An 18,609-nucleotide genomic window follows, 5' to 3' on the forward strand; every position below is an offset into this window, starting at 1 on the left:
GAGACTGACCGCCCACCCGCCCCGTCAGGGCCCCGCCCGCCGGCCGCGACCGAGACCGCTGCCGTCGACGCCCTCGAAGTGGCTACGACACCGGGCGCGTCGACGCCTGGGCGCTGCAGTTCTGATCCCGACGGGGCGAGGGGGCCGGGCCGCACGCGGTCCGCCCCCCTCACGTCCGGGGCGGCGGACCACCCGGGCGTCCGTCAGTCCAGGACGCGCCGCCCGCCGCTCGCGCCGCCGCCCGCCGTCGTCCCGGGGAGCGCGGGCGCGGCGCCGGGCGGTCCGGACAGGGCGGCAGGCGCCTCGCGCTCCCGCGCCGCCTGCTCGGGGTGCCTGCGCTGCCAGTAGGGGTTGTCGTGGGAGAGCTTGCTGGAGACCCGGCCGTACATGCCGAAGGTCGCGATGACCAGCCCCATGACGAAGCTGAAGATCACGTTCGTCATGCCGAAGTCCAGGATGTTCGCCGGGCGGTCGAGCACGAAGATGTGCGCGAAGCCGCTCAGGACGAACAGCGTGCCGACGGTCATGTTCAGGGTGGAGGCGAAGTTGCCGCCGATCGCGGCACCCACGAGCAGCGCCAGACCGACCACGGCAGAGATGACGCTCAGCGCCACGTTGGTGGTCATGCCGGCGATCGTTCCCGAGGTGTTGAAGGGGCTCAGGGCGTCGGCGAAGCCGAGGGCCGCGAACACCAGGAGCACCAGGCCGCAGAAGCCGGCGCCGTACCGGTAGACGGTCGCCAGGTGGTGGTCGACCGGAAGTTCGTCTCGTAGCTTCATGCTCCTGTTTCGCCGGTTATGAGCGGAACGGATGCGGCGCCCCCGGAAGACTCAGTCCGGCTCCCTGCGCAGCAGGGCCAGCTCCCCGTTCATCTCGGCGAGGAAGCGGACGACCACCCCCAGCTCCTCGGGGGTGAAGCGGGCGCGGGCCGCCTCGGTGCTGCGGGCCAGGGGGTGGAAGTAGTCCCGGGCCAGGTCCCGGGCCGCCTGCGCGTAGTGCAGGTGCACGACGCGGCGGTCGCCGGCGTCCCGGACGCGACGGATGTGACCGGCCCGTTCCAGCCGGTCGAGGCAGGCGGTCACCGCGCCGGACGTGATGTTGAGCCGTCCGCGCAGCCGGCCGGGCGTCATGGGCCCCTCCCCCGCCTCGGGGTCCGCGTCGGCCTCGGCGTCCAGGATCGCGATCAGCGCCTGCATGTCGGTGAGGTGCAGGCCCTGCGCGTGGGCGAACTCCTGGGCGATGCGGTTCAGCTCGCTGTTCATCCGGCGCAGCAGAACGGCGAAGGTGTGCAACCCGATCGGGTCGTCGGCCGGAAGGGATGACGTGGGCGCACCGGAACCGCTCATGCCCCCACCCTAGTATCTCTCGAAGATTGAGATACTTTATGGATGAGTAAATTCCTCTACGGCTTGGGATGCGCATGAGTACCGCACAGCGTTGGGCCAGAAGGCTCGTACCGCTCGCTCTCCTCCTCGTCTGGCTGGGGGTGGGCGGCACTCTCGGCCCGTACGCGGGCAAGCTCGGCGAGGTGGCCACCAACGACCAGGCAGCCTTCCTGCCCCGCAGCGCCGAGTCCACGAAGGTGCTGGAGGCCCGTGAGGCGTTCAACCAGTCCGAGACGCTGCCGGCCGTGGTGGTCTGGACGGCGGACGGCGGGCGGCTGACGGCGGACCAGCAGGCCGACGCCACCCGCGCCATGGCGGCGCTCGCCGGGGAGCCCGGCGTGGTGGACCGGCCCTCCCCCGCCCTGCTCTCGGACGACAAGGAGGCGATGCAGGCCGTCGTCCAGCTGGAACCCGACCTCGGCGAGGAGCTGCCCACCACCCTCGACGCGGTGCGCGCGGCGGCCGCGGACGTGCCGGGCACCCGGGCGCAGATCGCCGGCCCGGCGGCCAGCCAGGCCGACCTGTCGGACGCCTTCGCCGGGATCGACGGACTGCTGCTCGGCGTGGCCCTCGGCGCCGTGCTGCTCATCCTGCTGCTCGTCTACCGCAGCGTCCTGCTGCCGTTCCTGATCATCCTCAGCTCGGTCTTCGCCCTGGGCCTCGCCTGCGCCGTCGTCTACGCGCTGGCCGAACGGGACGTGGTACGCGTCGACGGCCAGGTGCAGGGCATCCTGTCGATCCTGGTGATCGGCGCCGCCACCGACTACGCCCTGCTGCTGGCCGCCCGCTTCCGCGAGGAACTCGCCGTGCGCGGGGACCGGGCCGCGGCGGCGACCGCCGCGGTGCGCCGCTCGTTCGGCGCCATCACCGCCAGCGCCGCGACCGTGGCGCTCGGCCTGCTGGCCCTGCTCGTGAGCGACCTCACCAACAACCGCGCCCTCGGGCCGGTCGGCGCCATCGGCATCGTCTGCGCCGTGCTCACCACGCTCACCTTCCTGCCGGCCGTGCTCGCCCTGCTGGGCCGCACCGCCTACTGGCCCTCCAAGCCGAAGGCGCCGGAGAACTCCGCGCAGGGCAGCGGCGTGTGGCGCCGGGTCGCCGCGACGGTGGACGGCCGGCCGCGCCGGACCTGGGTGGTGACGGCGCTGATCCTCGCCGTCTTCGCGGCCTTCTCGCCCTCGCTGTCCTCCAAGGGCGTGCCGCTCGACGAGATCTTCGTCAACGACGCGCCCTCGGTGGCCGCGCAGGCCACTCTCGGCGAGCACTTCCCCGGCGGGTCCGGCAACCCGGCCGTGATCATCGCCGACGCCGGCCGGGCCTCCGAGGTGACGGCCGCCGCGAAGGCCACCGAGGGCGTCGCCACCGCGAGCCCCGTCTCGGCCTCCGGCCGGCCCGGTGACGGCGAGCCGCTCGTGGCCGACGGGCGGGTCCTCATCAACGCCACGCTGAAGGCCTCGGCGGACAGCGACGCGGCCAAGGACACCGTCGAGCGGCTGCGCGCGAAGGTGCACGCGGTCTCCGGCGCCGACGCGCTGGTCGGCGGGTACACCGCGCAGCAGTACGACACCCAGCAGACCGCCGCCCGCGACCGGACGCTCATCGTGCCGATCGTGCTCGCGGTCATCCTGCTGATCCTGATGGTGCTGTTGCGCTCCCTGCTGGTGCCGGTGCTGCTGGTCGCGACCGTGGGGCTCAACTTCCTCGCCACACTGGGCGTGTCGGCGCTCGTCTTCCAGCACCTGCTCGGCTTCAGCGGCACGGACGCCTCGGTCCCGCTGTACGGCTTCGTGTTCCTGGTGGCGCTGGGCGTCGACTACAACATCTTCCTGATGTCCCGGGTCCGGGAGGAGGCGCTCGCGCACGGCAACCGGCTGGGGGTGCTGCGCGGGCTGACCACCACCGGCGGGGTGATCACCTCGGCGGGCGTGGTGCTCGCCGCGACGTTCGCGGCGCTGATGGTGATCCCACTGGCGTTCCTGGTGCAGATCGCCTTCATCGTCGCCTTCGGCGTGCTGCTCGACACGCTCGTCGTGCGCTCGCTGCTGGTGCCCGCGCTGGTGATCGACATCGGTCCGCGGGCGTGGTGGCCGAGCTCGCTGGCCCGCAGGCACCCCGAGGAGACGGACGTCTCCCGCGCGGCCCCGAGGGAGGCGGAAGCAGGTACTCCCTCCGGCTGATTCGCACGCGGCGTCTGTGTCGTGCATCCGCGACGGACGCCGAACGGGAAGTCTTCAGGGCGGAGCCGTGCTTCTTCAGCACGGCGCGGGTGTCGAGGAGCGGAGGCACGACGATGGCGACGGACGCGCAGCGGTTGCACTGCCTGGTCACCGGGGCGTCCGGATACATCGGCGGGCGCCTGGTGCCGGAACTGCTGCGCGCGGGCCACAGCGTCCGGTGCCTGGCCCGCTCCCCCGGCAAACTGCGCGACCACCCCTGGGCGGGGCAGGCCGAGACCGTCCAGGGGGACGTCACCGACGCGGAGTCCGTCGCCGCGGCGATGCGCGGGATCGACGTGGCCTACTACCTGGTGCACGCCCTCACCTCGGGTTCCGGGTTCGAGGAGACCGACCGGCGGGCCGCGCGCATCTTCGCCGAGCAGGCAAGGATCGCCGGGGTCCGCCGGATCGTGTACCTCGGCGGGCTGACCCCGCAGCACGTGCCCGAGAGGTTCCTCTCCCCGCACCTGCGCTCCCGGGCCGAGGTGGGGCAGATCTTCCTCGACTCCCCGGTGCCGGCCACGGTGCTGCGGGCGGCCGTCGTCATCGGCTCGGGGTCGGCGTCGTTCGAGATGCTGCGCTACCTGACCGAACGGCTGCCCGTCATGGTCACCCCCAGCTGGGTGCACACCCGCACCCAGCCGATCGGGGTGGGGGACGTGCTGGCCTACCTCGTCGGCTCGGCGACCATGCCGCCCGACGTCGACCGGGCCTTCGACATCGGCGGACCCGACGTCCTCACCTACCGGGAGATGATGCGGCGCTACGCCGTCGTCGCCGGGCTGCGGCGGCGGTTCATCGTGCCGATCCCGGTCCTCACCCCGCGGCTGTCCAGCCACTGGGTCGGCATCGTCACGCCGGTGCCCGCCTCGCTCGCCCGGCCGCTGACGGAGTCGCTGCGGCACGAGGTCGTGTGCCGCGAGCACGACATCGCCCGGTACGTGCCGGACGCCCCGGGCCGGCCGATGCCGTTCGACGACGCCCTGAACCTCGCGCTGCGCAAGGTGCGCGACGCCGAGGTCACCACGCGCTGGTCCTCGGCCTCCGTGCCCGGAGCTCCCAGCGACCCGCTGCCCACCGACCCGGACTGGGCGGGCGGCAGCCTCTACCAGGACGAGCGGCAGAGGCCCGTCGACGCGTCACGGGAAGCCCTGTGGAAGGTGATCGAGGGCATCGGGGGCGAGAACGGCTGGTACTCCTCCCCCCTGGCCTGGGCGGTCCGGGGCTGGCTGGACCGGTTCGTCGGCGGGGTCGGTCTGCGCCGCGGACGGCGTGACACCGAGCGCCTGAGGGTCGGCGACTCGCTCGACTTCTGGCGGGTCGAGGAGATCGAACCCGGCCATCTGCTGCGGCTGCGCGCCGAGATGAGGCTGCCCGGCCTCGCCTGGCTGGAGATGTACGCCGAGAGCGACGCCGACGGCCGCACCCGCTACCGGCAGCGGGCCCTGTTCCATCCTCGCGGCCTGCTGGGCCACGCCTACTGGTGGAGCGTCGCCCCGTTCCACTCGGTGGTGTTCGGCGGCATGGCCCGCAACATCGCCCAGGCGGCGGCCGACGGCGTCAGCGGACGACGGGCGGGCTCGCGCGCCCCGCGCATCCGGCGCGCCCGGGCCGGGCGAAAGACGGGGCAGCGACAGACGTGATCCCGTACCACCGCTTCACCGCACCAGGAGTGACACCATGACCGTCGCGGTCGTCCTGTTCACCTCGGACCTGCGCCTGCACGACCATCCGCCGCTGCGCGCGGCGCTGGCGGCGGCGGACGAGGTGGTGCCCCTGTTCGTCCGCGACCCGGGCGTGCACGCGGCCGGCTTCGACGTGCCCAACCGCGCCGCCTTCCTCGCCGACTGCCTGGCCGACCTCGACGCCTCGCTGCGCCGGCGCGGAGGGCGGCTGGTCGTGCGCTCCGGGCCGGTCACCCGGGAGGTCCGCGCGGTCGCCGCCGAGTGCGGCGCCACCCAGGTGCACCTGGCCGCGGGCATCACCGGCTACGCCCACCGCCGCGAGGAGCGGCTGCGCGAGGCACTGGCCGCGGACGGGGTCGCGCTGCGGGTGCACGACAGCGTCATCACCGCCGTCGCCCCGGGCGCCGTCACCCCGTCCGGCGCCGACCACTTCTCGGTGTTCACCCCCTACTTCCGCCGCTGGTCGCAGCAGTCGCTGCGGGACCCGCTGCCCGCCCCGCGCGCCGTGCGGGTCCCCGACGCGGCGCGCGGCGAGCGGCCGCCGTCGCGCGCGGACGCCGGGGACGTGTCCGCGGACCTGCCGCCCGGCGGTGAGACGGCGGGGCGTGAGCGGTTCACGGAGTGGGCGAGGGCGGACCTGGCCCGGTACGGGGACCTGCACGACGACCTGGCCGGCGACGGCACCTCGCGCCTGTCCCCGTACCTGCACTTCGGGGCGCTGTCGCCGGTGGAGCTCGTGCACCGGGCCCGTGAGAAGGGCGGGCCGGGGGCCGAGGCGTTCGTGCGCCAGCTGTGCTGGCGGGACTTCCACCACCAGGTCCTGGCGGCCCGGCCCGGCGCGGCAGTACGGGACTACCGCAGCCGTGGGGACCGGTGGCGCGGCGAGGACGAGGCGGCCGAGGACATCGCCGCCTGGCGCGAGGGCCGCACGGGCTACCCTATGGTCGACGCGGGCATGCGCCAGCTGCGCCACGAGGGCTGGATGCACAACCGCGCCCGGCTGCTGACGGCGAGCTTCCTGTCCAAGACGCTGTACGTGGACTGGCGGATCGGCGCACGGCACTTCCTGGACCTGCTGGTGGACGGCGACCTCGTCAACAACCAGCTGAACTGGCAGTGGGTCGCCGGCACCGGCACCGACACCCGACCGAACCGCGTCCTCAACCCCGTCCTGCAGGGGAAGCGTTACGACCCGGAGGGGACCTACGTACGCCGGTGGGTACCCGAACTGGCGGACGTTCGGGGCAGTGCGGTGCACGAGCCGTGGCGGCTGCCGGAGGACCGGCGTGCCGAGACGGGCTACCCCGCGCCGCTGATCGACCTCGGCGACGGGCTGGCCCGCTTCAAGGCCGCCCGGGGGCGCGGATGATGGGGCGCGGGGCGTGGCCGGGAACCGGAGGGATCCGCGGGCCCGGGAGCCCGGCGCATCCAAAACACCGCGCCCGATGGAAGCACTGATGTTCGGATGACCGGAACCGATAAGGGGTTGCGCATGCTTGGACCGGGGCCGACGACGGCCGGACCGGCGGACACGGACGACACCCCGCTCACCGCCCACGAGGCCACACTTGCCGTGGAGCAGGTCCTGGAGCGGGTGCTCGACGTGCGGCTGCGGCAGGCCCGTGAGACCGACGCGCTGTTCGCGCACGACATGGCGGAGCGCGTCGCCGCGTTCACCCGGCGCGGGGGCAAGCGCCTGCGCACCGCGTTCGTGTGGTGCGGCTGGCGCGCTGCGGGCGGCACGGGCGATCCGACGGCCGTGCTGCGCCTGGGGGCCGCCCTCGAACTGCTCCAGGCCTGCGCCCTGATCCACGACGACGTGATGGACGGATCACCCCTGCGCCGGGGCGCTCCCGCGCTGCACGTGGAGTTCGCCCGCGGGCACCGCAGGGGCCTGACGAACGGCTCCGCCGAGTCGTTCGGGACGTCGGCCGCGGTGCTCGCGGGCGACCTGGCCCTGGCGTGGGCGGACGACCTGCTGACGGAGACGGCGCTCGGGGCGCCGCAGGGCCCGCAGCTGTACGCCGAGTGGCGGGCCATGCGCACCGAGATGGTCGCCGGGCAGTACCGCGACCTGAACGCGCAGGCGGGCGACTCGTCCAGCGCCGAGGAGGCGCTGACCATCGCCGTCCTCAAGAGCGCCCTGTACACGGTCGCGCGACCGCTGGCACTGGGCGCGGCCCTGGCCGGCGCCGGCCCCGGCACCCTGGGGGCGCTGCGGGCGGCCGGCCGCAGCGCGGGGCTGGCCTTCCAGTTGCGCGACGACCTGCTCGGTGCGTTCGGCGACCCGGCGCACACCGGGAAGCCCGCCGACGACGATCTGCGCCACCGCAAGCTCACCCCCCTCCTCGCCGTCGCCGTCCGGCTCGCCGACGCCGCGGGCGACCACGAGGCCACCGCCGTGCTCGCGCCGCGCGCGGGCGCGCGGGCGGCGGGGACCGTCGAGCGGATGCGGGCGGCCCTGGAGCGCACGGGTGCCCGGTCGGAGGTCGAGGCGCGGATCGAGGAACTGGCGTCGGCCGGTCTGCGGCAGTTCGAGGCCGTAGCGGCCGGTCCGGATGTGCGGCGGGAGTTCGCCGCCCTGGTCGAGCGGGCCTCGGGCGTCGCCCCGCGTCCCGCCGAGGAGCTCGTATGAGGACCGTGTCGGGGCCGACGGACCACGTCGTCGTGGTGGGGGCGGGCCTGTCCGGCCTGGCGTGCGCCCTGCATCTGCTGGGCGCCGGGCGCCGGGTCACGCTCGTCGAACGGGACCCGGGGCCGGGCGGCCGGGCCGGGCAGGTGCGGCTGGGCGACTACCAGGTGGACACCGGGCCCACCGTGCTGACGATGCCGCACCTGGCCGACGAGGCGTTCGCGGCCGTCGGCGACAGCCTGCACCGGCGCGTCGAGCTGATGCCCCTGCACCCCGCCTACCGGGCGGCCTTCGCCGACGGCACCTCGCTCGACGTGCACACCGACGGCGAGGCCATGGAGGCGGAGGTGCGGCGCTTCGCCGGACCTGCCGAGGCGGCCGGCTACCACAGGTTGCGGGAGTGGCTGGAGCGGCTCTACCGGGCCCAGATGCGCCGTTTCATCGACACCAACTTCGACTCGCCGTTCCAGCTCCTCCACCCCGACCTGGCACGGCTGGCGGCGCTCGGCGGCTTCGGGCGCCTGGACGGCCGGATCGGCCGCTTCCTGAACGACGAGCGCCTGCGGCGCGTGTTCTCCTTCCAGGCCCTGTACGCCGGGGTCGCCCCGGCCCGGGCGCTCGCGGCCTACGCGGTGATCGCCTACATGGACACCGTCGCCGGGGTCTGGTTCCCCAAGGGCGGCATGTACGCGCTGCCCCGGGCGATGGCCGACGCGGCGGCCGGTGCCGGCGCCGAGCTGCGCTTCTCGTCCGAGGTGAGCGCGCTGGAACGCTCGGCGGGCCGGGTGCGGGCCGTGCGGCTCGCCTCGGGTGAGCGCATCCCGTGCGACGCGGTGGTGCTGACCTGCGAACTGTCCACCGCCCACCGGCTGCTGGGCCGGGCACCCCGCCGCCCGGTGGCCCTGCAGCACTCGCCGTCCGCGGTGATCCTGCACGCCGGGACCGACCGCACCTGGCCGCACCTCGCCCACCACACGCTGTCCTTCGGCGCGGCGTGGGAGAGCACCTTCGACGAACTGACCCGCTCGGGCCGGCTGATGAGCGACCCGTCCCTGCTGATCACCCGCCCGACGACGCACGACCCCTCCCTCGCGCCGCCTGGCCGCCACCTCCACTACGTCCTCGCGCCCTGCCCCAACACCGACGTCGGCCCCTCCGCCGCCGACTGGCGGGACCTGGGCCCGCGCTACCGCGACAGCCTGCTCGCCGAGCTGGAGCGCCGCGGCCTCGACGGGTTCGCGGACAGCGTGGAGGAGGAGCAGCTGGTGACCCCGCTCGACTGGACGGCCCAGGGACACGCGGCGGGCGGCCCCTTCTCCGTCTCCCACACCTTCGCCCAGACCGGCCCCTTCCGGCCGCGCAACCTGGTGCGCGGACTGGACAACGTGGTGCTCGCCGGCTGCGGGACGACCCCGGGTGTCGGTGTGCCGACGGTGCTCATCAGCGGCAAGCTCGCCGCCTCCCGCGTCACCGGCGGCACGGCACGCCGCTCCACCCTGTCCCGCCCGCGCCCGGTCCTGAAGGACCTCCCGTCCACCCCGACCGGGGCAGGTGCCCATGACCCGTCGTGAACTGGACGCCGCCGGGATCACCGACCCCGGCCTGCGCGCCGACTACACCCGCTGCCGGCAGCTCAACGCCCGCCACGGCCGCACCTACTTCCTCGCCACGCGCCTGCTGCCGCTGGAGCGCCGCTCGGCGGTGCACGCGCTGTACGGCTTCGCCCGCTGGGCCGACGACATCGTCGACGACCTGGACCGCCGCCTGACACCCGACGACCGGGACCTGCTGCTGAAGCAACTGGAGGGCGACCTCGCGCACGCGCTGGCCTCCGGAGGCGGGGACGAGCCGGTGGTCCGGGCGGTGGCCGACACGGCCGACCGGTACGGCATCGAGGTGGAGCTGTTCGCCGACTTCCTCGCCTCGATGCGCTCCGACCTGACCGTCACCGACTACCCGGCCTACGCCGACCTGCGGGCCTACATGCACGGCTCGGCGGCGGTGATCGGGCTGCAGATGCTGCCCGTGCTGGGCACGGTCGTCCCGCGGGAGGAGGCCGCGCCGCACGCGGCGGCCCTCGGGGTGGCGTTCCAGCTCACCAACTTCCTGCGGGACGTCGGCGAGGACCTGGACCGCGGCCGCGTCTACCTGCCCGCGGACCTGCTCGCCGCGCACGGTGTGGACCGGCCGCTGCTGGAGTGGAGCCGGCGCACCGGACGCCGGGACCCGCGCATCCGGGCGGCGCTCGTCGCGGCCGAGGCGATGACCCGGGACGTCTACCGGGAGGCGGAGCCGGGCATCGCGATGCTCGACCCGCGGGTGCGCCCCTGCATCGCCACCGCGTACACGCTGTACGGCGGCATCCTGGACGAGGTGGCACGGCACGACTACACCGTGGTGCACCGCCGCGCGGTGGTGCCCCGCCGCCGCCGGGCGGCCGTGGCCGCGGCCGGGGTGCTGAAGGTGGCCGCCGCGCGACGGCGCCCGGCCCCCTCGGCGGACCCCGGCGCACTGGAACGGAAAGGACCGTCTCGTGACTGATCCCGCGGACAAGGCCGGCTGGACGCCGCCGCTGCGGCGGCGCCGCGGCCCGGGCTGGTCGGAGCAGGAGCCGACCTGGCGCGCGGCGCGCCCGGCGCTGATCGCCGACGCGCTGAAACGGGCGTCGGCCCGGCCCTCCGGGAACTGGTTCGTGGTCGGCGCCTCCCGGAACGTGCGCCCCGGCAAGCCCTACGGCAGGACCGTCGGCGGCGTCGAGGTGGTGCTGTGGCGCTCGGAGTCGGGCGAGCTGCGCGCGGGCCCGGGGGCCTGCCCGCACCTCGGCGCTCCGCTGCGGGACAGCCGGGTGGTGTGCGGCACCCTGGTGTGTCACTGGCACGGACTCGCCCTGGACGGCGGCTCCCCGTTCGCCGGCTGGCAGCCGTACCCCGTCCACGACGACGGGGTGCTGGTGTGGGTGCGGCTGGACGGGGTCGGCGGCGAGGAGCCGACGGAGCGTCCCTTGATTCCGGAGCGCCCCGCGACGGGCACGGGTGTGGACGCCGTGTTCACCGGGATCGGCCGGTGCGAGCCGCAGGACGTCGTGGCCAACCGGCTCGACCCGTGGCACGGGTCCTGGTTCCACCCGTACTCCTTCGTCGATCTGACGGTCGCCCGGGAACCGCAGGGCGAGGAGGACGACACCTTCGTCGTCGACGTGTCCTTCCGGGTGGCGGGCCGTCTGGTGGTGCCCGTGCGCGCCGAGTTCACCGCGCCGGAGCCGCGCACCGTCCTCATGCGCATCACCGACGGCGAGGGCGCCACCTCGGTGGTGGAGACGCACGCCACCCCGCTGACCGGCGCGGCCGACACGACGCCGCGGACGGCGGTGGTGGAAGCCGTGATCGCCACCTCGGACCGGCGCGGCTTCGTCCTGGCCAGGGCCGCCGCGCCCGCACTGCGTCCCCTGATGCGGTACACCGCCGGCCGGCTGTGGCGCGACGACCTCGCCTACGCCGAGCGGCGCTGGACGCTGCGCAGCACCGGCCGCTTCCCCGGCTGAGGCGGCCCTGATCGGACCCCGTCCCGCTCGTCACGGCCTCGACGGCGGGACGGGGTCTGTTCGTGTTGCGGTTCCGTCGCGGCGTGTTCCTGTTGCCTCGCGCCCGCGCCCGCGGAGGGTGTCACGGCCCGCCCGGGCGGTGACACCGCGTCACGGGCCGGGCGAGGCGGCCCCGCTCGGGCCTCCGCCACGCCCCGCGCGGCGCACGGCCTCAGCGGCACGACGAGGGCTCTCCCCCGATCGGGCCCGCCCCGTCCGTCACGGCCTCGACGGCGGGGCGGGGTCTCCCGTGTCCTGCCTCAGGCCCCGTCGGGTGGGACGGTGTCACCGGCGGGGTGCCGGCGGGCGAGCGCGCCGAGGGCGCGCAGGGCCGGGGAGCGTCCCGCGCGCGGGACCGTCCACAGGACCTGGCCGCGGACGCCCCACCCCGCGAGCAGGGTGTTGGCCGCCAGGAAGCCGGTGGTGGCGGCGCGTTCCATCAGCGCCACGGGCAGGTCGCAGCGGATCCCGTCGCCGGCCAGCGTCAGCCACGGGTGCGGGGTGGTCACCGTGGGACGCCGGTGATGGGTGCCGACGGGGAAGTGCGGGCAGTCGGCGCGCCACTCGTGCCGGACGTCGACGATCCCCGCCTCACGGGTCTCCGGGTACACCCGCCACAGCTGTTCGAGCAGTTCGTGCTGCACGGTCTCCCGGTCGGCGCCCTCGGGAACGGCGTAGGCGTGCAGTTCCACCACCGAACCGGCGTTCTTCGAGGCCCAGCCGGCCGCCTCGCCCTCGTAGCGGTCCAGGACGCTGATGTTGTCCAGGCCGCCGTAGCCGCTGGTGCCCAGGAAACCGGGGCGGTCGGCGCGGACCGGGCGGTCGAGCCAGAAGCGGGAGACGAGGAAGGGCGGGGCGGTGCGCAGGGCGGCGACGTCGTCGCGCCAGGCGGCGGTGCCCAGGCCGGGCGAGCCGGCGACGACCTGCCGCAGCCCGCCGGTGTCGAGGGCGAGCACCACCGCGTCGTACCGCTCGGTGCCGGCGCCGGTGCGCACCTCGGCTCCCCCGCTGCCGGCCGGGTCGACGCCGTCGACGGCGGCACCGGTGCGGACGTCCGCGCCGAGCCGCTGGAGGTACGCACCGAGCGGCTCCCACAGGGCCTGGGGGAAGGGCTCGTCGGGCACGTCGAACAGCAGCCCTTCGGCCGAGCCGAGGAAGTAGATGTGGAACATCAGCATCAGCTCGGCGGCGGACAGTTCGCGCGGATCGGCGAAGAAGCTGCGCGAGAACACCTCGAAGGCCAGGTGGTGCGCGGCCTCCGGGAAGCGCACGCCCTCCAGGAAGCCGGCCGCGCTGATCCCGTCGAACCGCTCGTACACCTCCGGTACGCGCACGTCGAGCAGCGGCAGCGCCGCCCGGGCGTCCAGGGCGGTGAGGTCGCGCCAGCCGAAGGTGGGGCTGAGCGCGACGAAGCCGAGGGCGCTGAGGGGCGGGGTGCGCGGGACGCGGGCGAAGCTGTCGGTCAGGCCGCCGCTGTGCCGCAGGGGGTAGTCGGACAGCGGGGTGAGGCGCGCGAGGGCGGGGTCGGTCCGCCGCAGCAGACCGCGCAGGTTGTAGTACTGGCGGAAGAAGGCGTGGAAGCCGCGGCTCATGGTCACGACGGAGCCGTCCGCGAGCTCGGTGCGATGGCCGGCGAGGCGTCCGCCGAGGGTTTCCTCGCGTTCGTAGAGGGTCACCCGGGCGCCGCGTTCGGCCAGTCCGGTGGCCGCCGCGAGACCGGCGATGCCGCCGCCCACCACGGCGACCGAGGGCGCGTCCCGCGGTCCGAAGCCGTCCCGGCCGGGCGCGGGCATGAGGATCTCGGCCTTGCGGTCCCGTCCGCGGCGGGCGGCGGCGGGTGCGGTACGGGTGCTCATCGGCCGGCCTCCACGGCGGGAGCGGGCGTCGCGGCCGTCCCGGGGGTCGTCCTCGTGGCCGGCGCGGCGGAGCCGTTGCGGGCGACGAAGGTGTGCGTGATGCCGGTCTGCCATCCGGCCAGGGGAAGGGCGCGCGCGTCCGCGAACCCGGCGCGGGCCAGCCGGTCGGTGAAGTCGTCCGCGGTGTCGAAGTCGAGGACGCTGCGCCACAGGTGGTCGTAGAGGTCCCGGTCGCCGGTGAGGGTGCCCCCGGGGATTATCAGGCCCCGGCACACGGCGGTCCACAGGGCGCGGTGGGCCGGGGAGCCGCCGAGACTGTACTCGTGGACGGCGAGGCGTCCGCCCGGCCGCAGCAGGGTCCGTACGGTGCGCAGGACGCCGTCCGGGTCGGTGACGTTGCGGAACAGGTAGGCGGCGAAGACCGCGTGGAAGGGGCCTTCGCCGGCCGTCGCGAGGTCCTCGGCGCTCAGGTGCAGGAACCGCACGCCGTCGGGCCACGCTTTGGCCTGCGCCTGCCGCAGCATCCCCGAGGAGGCGTCGACGGCGGTGATCCGGGCGCGGGGCGCGACCCGCAGCAGGGCGCGGGTGGAGGCGCCGGTGCCGCAGCCGAGGTCGAGCAGGTGCAGCCCGGCCCCGTCGTGGGGCAGCCGCAGCCGGCGGGCGGAACGGAGCAGGTCGGTGCGGTAACCGGGGTTGAGGGCCGTGAGCCGGTCGTAGGTGCGGGACGCGTGGTCGAAGGCGTGCGCCAGTTCGTGGTCGCGCAGCAGGGTCATCGGGGGCTCTCTCCGGTTCGGGGGGCGGGGTGGGTGCGGCGGGGCAGGAAGGGCACCTCGAGGGTGGTGCGGAGCATCGGGCCCACGGGGGTGCGCAGTCCGATGCCCCATTCCTCGCGAAACGAGGTGGCGCCGTCCAGGAAGCGCAGCAGACGGTGCGCGGGGGTCCTGCGGAACAGGTCGGTGAAGAACGCGGGGCCGTCGATGCGGCCGGTGTCCAGGGCCCGCAGCAGTACCGCGTCCAGGAACAGCGCCCGCCGCCGGTGGGGCGGCGGGAAGGTGCCGCGGCCGTCGCTCAGGGCGGCGGCGACGGCCCGGCTGTGCCGCTGCACCGCGGCGAAGGTGTAGCCGGTGGCGGGGCGGGTCGCACCGCCCGCCGTCCCGATCCGGTGGACCGCGTTCCCGGTCCGCCCCGGGAAGCGGGCGTCGGTCATGGGGATGACCCCCTGCTCGGCCGCCTCGACGGTGAACGCGCCCAGGCCCAGGATCTCGCGGGCGTAGTGGCCGAGGGCCGTCTCGTACGCCTCGGTGGTCAGCGGGGCCCGGGAGAACTCGGTGTACTCGACGAGGGCGTGGCCGGGGGCCAGCGGCAGGACGTAGCCGAAGGCCAGTCCGTGCGGCGGCTGGGGCACGCGGAAGTCCATGAGGTCGGCGACCGAGGGGTCGAACCGGTCGGTGCCGGTGCGCACGAACCAGCCGCGGAAGTGCTGCAGCAGCTGGGTCCGGGCCGGGGGCAGGGCGGGCAGGGGCCGTGAGTCGAACACGTGGCGGGCGCGCAGGGTGAGCGTCCGGCCGCCCGGTTCGGTGCAGCGGACCTCAGCGCCCTCGGGCAGGTCGCGTACGGGGCCTGCCGTGGCGCGCAGCAGGCGCCCGCCGGGCGAGTCCGCCAGCCGGGCGTGCACCAGCCGTTCGAAGGCCGCGGAACGCACCATGCGGTACCGGGAGGGAGCCGGGTCGACGGTGAGGGCCTCACCGTCGGGGCCGTGCACCCGCAGCAGGGACCAGTCGGCGGCCACCGCGTCCTCGAAGTCGTCGTCGCCCTCGTCCCAGTAGCACCAGGTCCGCTCCGCCGGGCGGCCGGGCCCGTCCGGCGGCTCCACGACGGTCACGGTGGCGGCGCCGGTCCCGAGGAGCCGGTTCGCGAGGCTGAGTCCGGCGGCACCGCCACCGACGATCACCACGTCGGACGTGGCGTCCGGGCCCGGGCTCACCGGCACCGGTCCCGGCCACGGCCGTACGGCCCGCCGGGCATCGGGCCTTGCGGGCCCGGCACGGCCTCAGGCACACGGAGGCGGCCCCTGCGGCCCTCTCCGCCCGCGGGGACGTACACACCGATCACCACCACACCCCGCTCCCCGGCCGTCCGGACACACCCGCCGATCACTACCACACCCCACTCCCGGACACCGGGACATACACGCCGGCCTCCACCGCACCCCACGTCGGGCCGCCGGGTCGACGACTTGATCCGCTCGCTGAACAGTTCGCTGAACTGTTCGTTGATCCGCTCGCTGACCCGTTCGCCCACCGCTTCCCGCGGTGGGGGGTGTTCGGATGCAGCGGGCGGCGGCTACGGCGAGACGACCGACTCCAGCAGGGTGACGGCCTCGGCCAGTCCCGTCGGGCGCGGCAGCCCGGGCACGGTCCGGCTGGACCAGCCCGGCCCGAGCGTCAGCACGACCGGCCGGCGGCGCGCGCCCCGGACCCCCCACTCCATCGCGGCCACGTGCTGGGCCAGCGGCCGGCTGGCGGTCGTACGGGACTGCGCCCACAGCGCCACCGCGGCCGGACCGGTCCGGCGCACGGCCGTCACCAGCGACTCCACGGGCAGCGCACCGCCGAACATGCGCACCGGCAGCCCGCGTTCGGCGAGGGCGGCGGCCAGCACCTCCAGCGGCAGCGTGTGGTTCTCACCGGGCACGCACGCGAGCATCGTAACCCCGCCGGGACGGTCGGCGGCGGCCCGGGCTGCGCAGCGCCGCAGGGCGCCGGAGACATGCCAGGACAGGAAGTGCTCGACCTCGACGTACTTCTCGCCCGAGGTCTCCCACTTGCGGCCCACGGCCTGGAGCGTCGGCATGATCACCTCGGTCCAGGCGGCGACCAGGCCGTGCTCGTCGATCACGGACCGGAGCAGATCGTCCAGCGCGTCGGCGTCGAGCCGCAGGGCGGCCCGCGCGATGCCCTTGCACTCCTGGCGCACGTCGCCCAGGCGCAGTCCGCTGCTCGCCCTGCTGCGGGTCCGGACGGACGGTCGGGAAGGGGTCGCGCCGGGGGTCCCTCCACCCGGGGCCGCCTGCGCGGGCGGTCCGCCCGGGGCCGTTTCCGGGGGCGCCCCGCCGAGCACCGTGCGCGCCGCCTCGGCGGGCGGTACGCCGGTCGCCGTCAGGGCGCACATCCGCTCCAGCCGTGCCACGTCGGCGGCGGTCCACCGCCGGTGCCGGCCGCCGGTGTGCGCGTCGGGCCCGAGGCCGTATCGGCGGTCCCAGGTGCGCACGGTGGTGGGCGCGACGCCCAGCCGCCTGGCCACCTCGCCGGTGGTCAGCCCGATGCCCTGCGGCAGCCGCTCGACCGCCCGCTCGCCGCCGTCCCGCTCCTGTGCGTCCATGGCCCCACTGTACGACGCACAAACGACGCATGTTGAGTTGCGTCGTTTATGCGCCGAACACTGGGCACGTGAACACGATCGCGGCTTCGAGTACGGCGCGACCGATCGGACCGGCAGACGGTCTTTCGTCCCCGCACGAAGCCCGCAGGAGGAACCAGGCCATGATCACGAACTCGCGATTCACCGCTCCCGCACCGCCTGTCGAAGAGACCCGGTACGAGGAGGAACTCGCCCGCGGTCTGGTCGCCGCGGACGAGGAGGCCTTCGCCGCGATCTACCGGCGCTGGGGCTCGCTCGTCCACACCATGGCCACCCGAATGCTCGGCGACACCCACGAGGCGGAGGACGTGACCCAGCAGGTCTTCCTCGGCGCCTGGCACGGACGGGCCGGTTTCCGCCCGGAGCGGGGCCCGCTCGGCGCCTGGCTGGTCGGCATCACGCGCCGCAAGATCGTCGACGCCCTGGCGGCCCGGACGCGCCGTGTGACGCTCGCCGACTCGGCCGCCCGCGACCAGGGCCCACTCCGGCACGACGACGAGGCACCCGACCGGGTCCTGGACCGGGTGCTGCTGGTGGACGCCCTGACACGGCTGCCACGCCACCAGCGGGAGGTGCTCTGCCTCGCCTTCTACGAGGACCTGACGCAGGCGCAGATCTCCGAGCGCACCGGCATGCCCCTGGGAACGGTGAAGAGTCACGCCCGCCGCGGCCTGCACCGGCTGCGCCAGACCATCGAGCAGACCCCGGCGCACGACGCGGATCTGTGACCGGCGCGAACCGGTCACACCGCGGGCGCATCCGCAGCGGCCCCTGCCTCCGAAACACGGTCGAGACTCCGCAGCTACGGAGGCTCCTCTCGAAGGGACTCCTGCCATGACCTCCCACCTCCGCACCGCCATCGCCGCCTCGGCCGGAGCCTGCGCCCTGGCCCTCGGCGCGACCGCACCCGCGCTGGCCGCCGATTCCGACAAGGCCATGGTGTCCGTCTTCCACGGAATCCCCGGGCTGACGGTCGACGTCTACGCCAACGGCGACGAACTCCTGAGCGATTTCAAGCCCGGCACGGTGACGGCCCCCCAGCCCCTAGCCGCCGGCACCTATGACATAAAGATCTTCGAAGCGGGCCAGGGACCCGACGGCACTCCGGCTCTGGAGAAGAAGGTGGAAGTACCCGACGGCGGTAACGCCACGGTCGCCGCCCACCTCTCCGCCGACGGCAAGCCCGAACTGACGGCCTTCAGCAACGACGTCTCCGCCGTGGACGCCGGCAAGTCGCGTCTGACGGTGCGCCATGTCGCGGCAGCGCCCGCCGTCGACGTCCGGGCCGGCGGGCAGCCGGTCTTCACGGACCTGACCAACCCGAAGGAGGACACCGCGGTGGTCGGCGCGGGCACCGTCAACGCCGATGTGGTGCTGGCCGGCACGGACACCGTGGCCATCGGTCCGGCCGACCTGAATCTGAAGGAAGGCACGAGCAACGTCGTCTACGCCTGGGGCAGCGCCGAGGACGAGAACCTCGCCCTGGCCACCCAGACGTTCAGCGGCATGTCGTCGGCTCCGCGCTCCGTGGACGCGGGCGGCAACGGCGCCGCCGTCAACACGAACTCCTCCGACGCGTGGCCCGCCTGGGCCGCCGCGGCGGGCGTCATCGCGGTGACGGGTGTCCTGGCGGTTCGCCGGGCCGCCGGACGGCGTGGCTGACGGCACACGACGGCTCGCCGGACTGACCGTTGCGGCTGCCGCCCTGGCAGCCGCTCTCGGCTTTCCGGACGCACCGTCGGACCGGGCCGCTCCCCCTGCGGACTTCGCGGCCGCGCCCGCCGAGCGGGGGAACGCGGCGGCCTCCGGGCCGAGGGCATCGCCCGACGCGCGGC

15 protein-coding genes are annotated in these 18,609 nt (G+C 74.9%); 9 read left to right on the forward strand and 6 right to left on the reverse strand.

Annotated elements, in window-relative coordinates; all coding sequences use genetic code 11:
- Nucleotides 1-203: 203 nt before the first annotated feature.
- Nucleotides 204-779: a DUF4383 domain-containing protein gene (locus ACFW6P_RS10985; protein WP_386350927.1), complete on the reverse strand. Its 576-nt coding sequence runs from the start codon at nt 777-779 to the stop codon at nt 204-206.
- A 51-nt stretch (nt 780-830) separates the two neighbouring features.
- On the reverse strand, nt 831-1,346 hold the full coding sequence (locus ACFW6P_RS10990) for a MarR family winged helix-turn-helix transcriptional regulator (protein WP_386350929.1): 516 nt from the start codon (nt 1,344-1,346) through the stop codon (nt 831-833).
- Between the two features lie 74 nt (nt 1,347-1,420).
- Between ACFW6P_RS10990 and ACFW6P_RS10995 the strand changes: the two genes are divergently transcribed.
- From ACFW6P_RS10995 to ACFW6P_RS11025, 7 genes are all read left to right on the forward strand, one after another.
- The gene (locus tag ACFW6P_RS10995; protein WP_386423446.1) at nt 1,421-3,562 is read left to right on the forward strand and encodes an MMPL family transporter; all 2,142 of its coding nucleotides are present in this window, start codon (nt 1,421-1,423) and stop codon (nt 3,560-3,562) included.
- A 113-nt stretch (nt 3,563-3,675) separates the two neighbouring features.
- Nucleotides 3,676-5,244: an SDR family oxidoreductase gene (locus ACFW6P_RS11000; protein WP_386350934.1), complete on the forward strand. Its 1,569-nt coding sequence runs from the start codon at nt 3,676-3,678 to the stop codon at nt 5,242-5,244.
- Nucleotides 5,245-5,281: 37 nt separating this feature from the next.
- On the forward strand, nt 5,282-6,655 hold the full coding sequence (locus ACFW6P_RS11005) for a cryptochrome/photolyase family protein (protein WP_386350936.1): 1,374 nt from the start codon (nt 5,282-5,284) through the stop codon (nt 6,653-6,655).
- 123 nt (nt 6,656-6,778) lie between these two features.
- Nucleotides 6,779-7,921, forward strand: a complete 1,143-nt coding sequence (locus ACFW6P_RS11010; protein WP_386350939.1) for a polyprenyl synthetase family protein — start codon at nt 6,779-6,781, stop codon at nt 7,919-7,921.
- Complete coding sequence (gene crtI / locus ACFW6P_RS11015) at nt 7,918-9,489, forward strand: phytoene desaturase family protein (protein ID WP_386350942.1); 1,572 nt, start codon at nt 7,918-7,920, stop codon at nt 9,487-9,489. Before ACFW6P_RS11010 ends, crtI begins: the two co-directional genes overlap by 4 nt.
- A complete protein-coding gene (locus tag ACFW6P_RS11020) occupies nt 9,476-10,459 on the forward strand; it encodes a phytoene/squalene synthase family protein (RefSeq protein ID WP_386350944.1) in 984 nt (327 codons plus the stop codon). The genes crtI and ACFW6P_RS11020 overlap by 14 nt, the downstream gene beginning before the upstream one ends.
- Nucleotides 10,452-11,459, forward strand: coding sequence for a DUF5914 domain-containing protein (locus tag ACFW6P_RS11025; RefSeq protein WP_386350946.1), 1,008 nt, complete (start codon nt 10,452-10,454; stop codon nt 11,457-11,459). The genes ACFW6P_RS11020 and ACFW6P_RS11025 overlap by 8 nt, the downstream gene beginning before the upstream one ends.
- A gap of 299 nt (nt 11,460-11,758) precedes the next feature.
- Here ACFW6P_RS11025 and ACFW6P_RS11030 read toward each other — a convergent pair whose 3' ends face one another.
- The 4 genes from ACFW6P_RS11030 to ACFW6P_RS11045 all read right to left on the reverse strand — a co-directional run bounded on the left by ACFW6P_RS11030 (nt 11,759) and on the right by ACFW6P_RS11045 (nt 16,735).
- Nucleotides 11,759-13,354, reverse strand: a complete 1,596-nt coding sequence (locus ACFW6P_RS11030; RefSeq protein ID WP_386350949.1) for an FAD-dependent oxidoreductase — start codon at nt 13,352-13,354, stop codon at nt 11,759-11,761.
- Nucleotides 13,351-14,127 (reverse strand): class I SAM-dependent methyltransferase, encoded by a 777-nt coding sequence (locus tag ACFW6P_RS11035; protein ID WP_386423448.1) that lies wholly within the window; start codon nt 14,125-14,127, stop codon nt 13,351-13,353. The genes ACFW6P_RS11030 and ACFW6P_RS11035 overlap by 4 nt, the downstream gene beginning before the upstream one ends.
- A complete protein-coding gene (locus tag ACFW6P_RS11040; RefSeq protein WP_386423450.1) occupies nt 14,124-15,338 on the reverse strand; it encodes a lycopene cyclase family protein in 1,215 nt (404 codons plus the stop codon). The genes ACFW6P_RS11035 and ACFW6P_RS11040 overlap by 4 nt, the downstream gene beginning before the upstream one ends.
- A 359-nt stretch (nt 15,339-15,697) precedes the next feature.
- Nucleotides 15,698-16,735, reverse strand: a complete 1,038-nt coding sequence (locus ACFW6P_RS11045) for a MerR family transcriptional regulator (protein ID WP_386350957.1) — start codon at nt 16,733-16,735, stop codon at nt 15,698-15,700.
- Nucleotides 16,736-16,896: 161 nt separating this feature from the next.
- Here ACFW6P_RS11045 and ACFW6P_RS11050 point away from each other — a divergent pair, with 161 nt between their 5' ends.
- Complete coding sequence (locus ACFW6P_RS11050; RefSeq protein WP_386350960.1) at nt 16,897-17,502, forward strand: RNA polymerase sigma factor; 606 nt, start codon at nt 16,897-16,899, stop codon at nt 17,500-17,502.
- Between the two features lie 106 nt (nt 17,503-17,608).
- Entirely contained in the window at nt 17,609-18,436 is an 828-nt protein-coding gene (locus tag ACFW6P_RS11055) for a DUF4397 domain-containing protein (RefSeq protein WP_386350962.1), read from the forward strand.
- Nucleotides 18,437-18,609: the final 173 nt, after the last annotated feature.

Origin of the sequence: Streptomyces sp. NPDC058741 (genome assembly GCF_042746715.1) — a bacterium.
GTDB lineage: Bacteria > Actinomycetota > Actinomycetes > Streptomycetales > Streptomycetaceae > Streptomyces.

Coding starts and splice junctions, on each gene's coding strand:
- ACFW6P_RS10985 (WP_386350927.1), bottom strand. CDS start 779: ATGAAGCTACGAGACGAACTTCCGGTCGACCACCACCTGGCGACCGTC.
- ACFW6P_RS10990 (WP_386350929.1), bottom strand. CDS start 1,346: ATGAGCGGTTCCGGTGCGCCCACGTCATCCCTTCCGGCCGACGACCCG.
- ACFW6P_RS10995 (WP_386423446.1), top strand. CDS start 1,421: ATGAGTACCGCACAGCGTTGGGCCAGAAGGCTCGTACCGCTCGCTCTC.
- ACFW6P_RS11000 (WP_386350934.1), top strand. CDS start 3,676: ATGGCGACGGACGCGCAGCGGTTGCACTGCCTGGTCACCGGGGCGTCC.
- ACFW6P_RS11005 (WP_386350936.1), top strand. CDS start 5,282: ATGACCGTCGCGGTCGTCCTGTTCACCTCGGACCTGCGCCTGCACGAC.
- ACFW6P_RS11010 (WP_386350939.1), top strand. CDS start 6,779: ATGCTTGGACCGGGGCCGACGACGGCCGGACCGGCGGACACGGACGAC.
- crtI (WP_386350942.1), top strand. CDS start 7,918: ATGAGGACCGTGTCGGGGCCGACGGACCACGTCGTCGTGGTGGGGGCG.
- ACFW6P_RS11020 (WP_386350944.1), top strand. CDS start 9,476: ATGACCCGTCGTGAACTGGACGCCGCCGGGATCACCGACCCCGGCCTG.
- ACFW6P_RS11030 (WP_386350949.1), bottom strand. CDS start 13,354: ATGAGCACCCGTACCGCACCCGCCGCCGCCCGCCGCGGACGGGACCGC.
- ACFW6P_RS11035 (WP_386423448.1), bottom strand. CDS start 14,127: ATGACCCTGCTGCGCGACCACGAACTGGCGCACGCCTTCGACCACGCG.
- ACFW6P_RS11045 (WP_386350957.1), bottom strand. CDS start 16,735: ATGGACGCACAGGAGCGGGACGGCGGCGAGCGGGCGGTCGAGCGGCTG.
- ACFW6P_RS11050 (WP_386350960.1), top strand. CDS start 16,897: ATGATCACGAACTCGCGATTCACCGCTCCCGCACCGCCTGTCGAAGAG.
- ACFW6P_RS11055 (WP_386350962.1), top strand. CDS start 17,609: ATGACCTCCCACCTCCGCACCGCCATCGCCGCCTCGGCCGGAGCCTGC.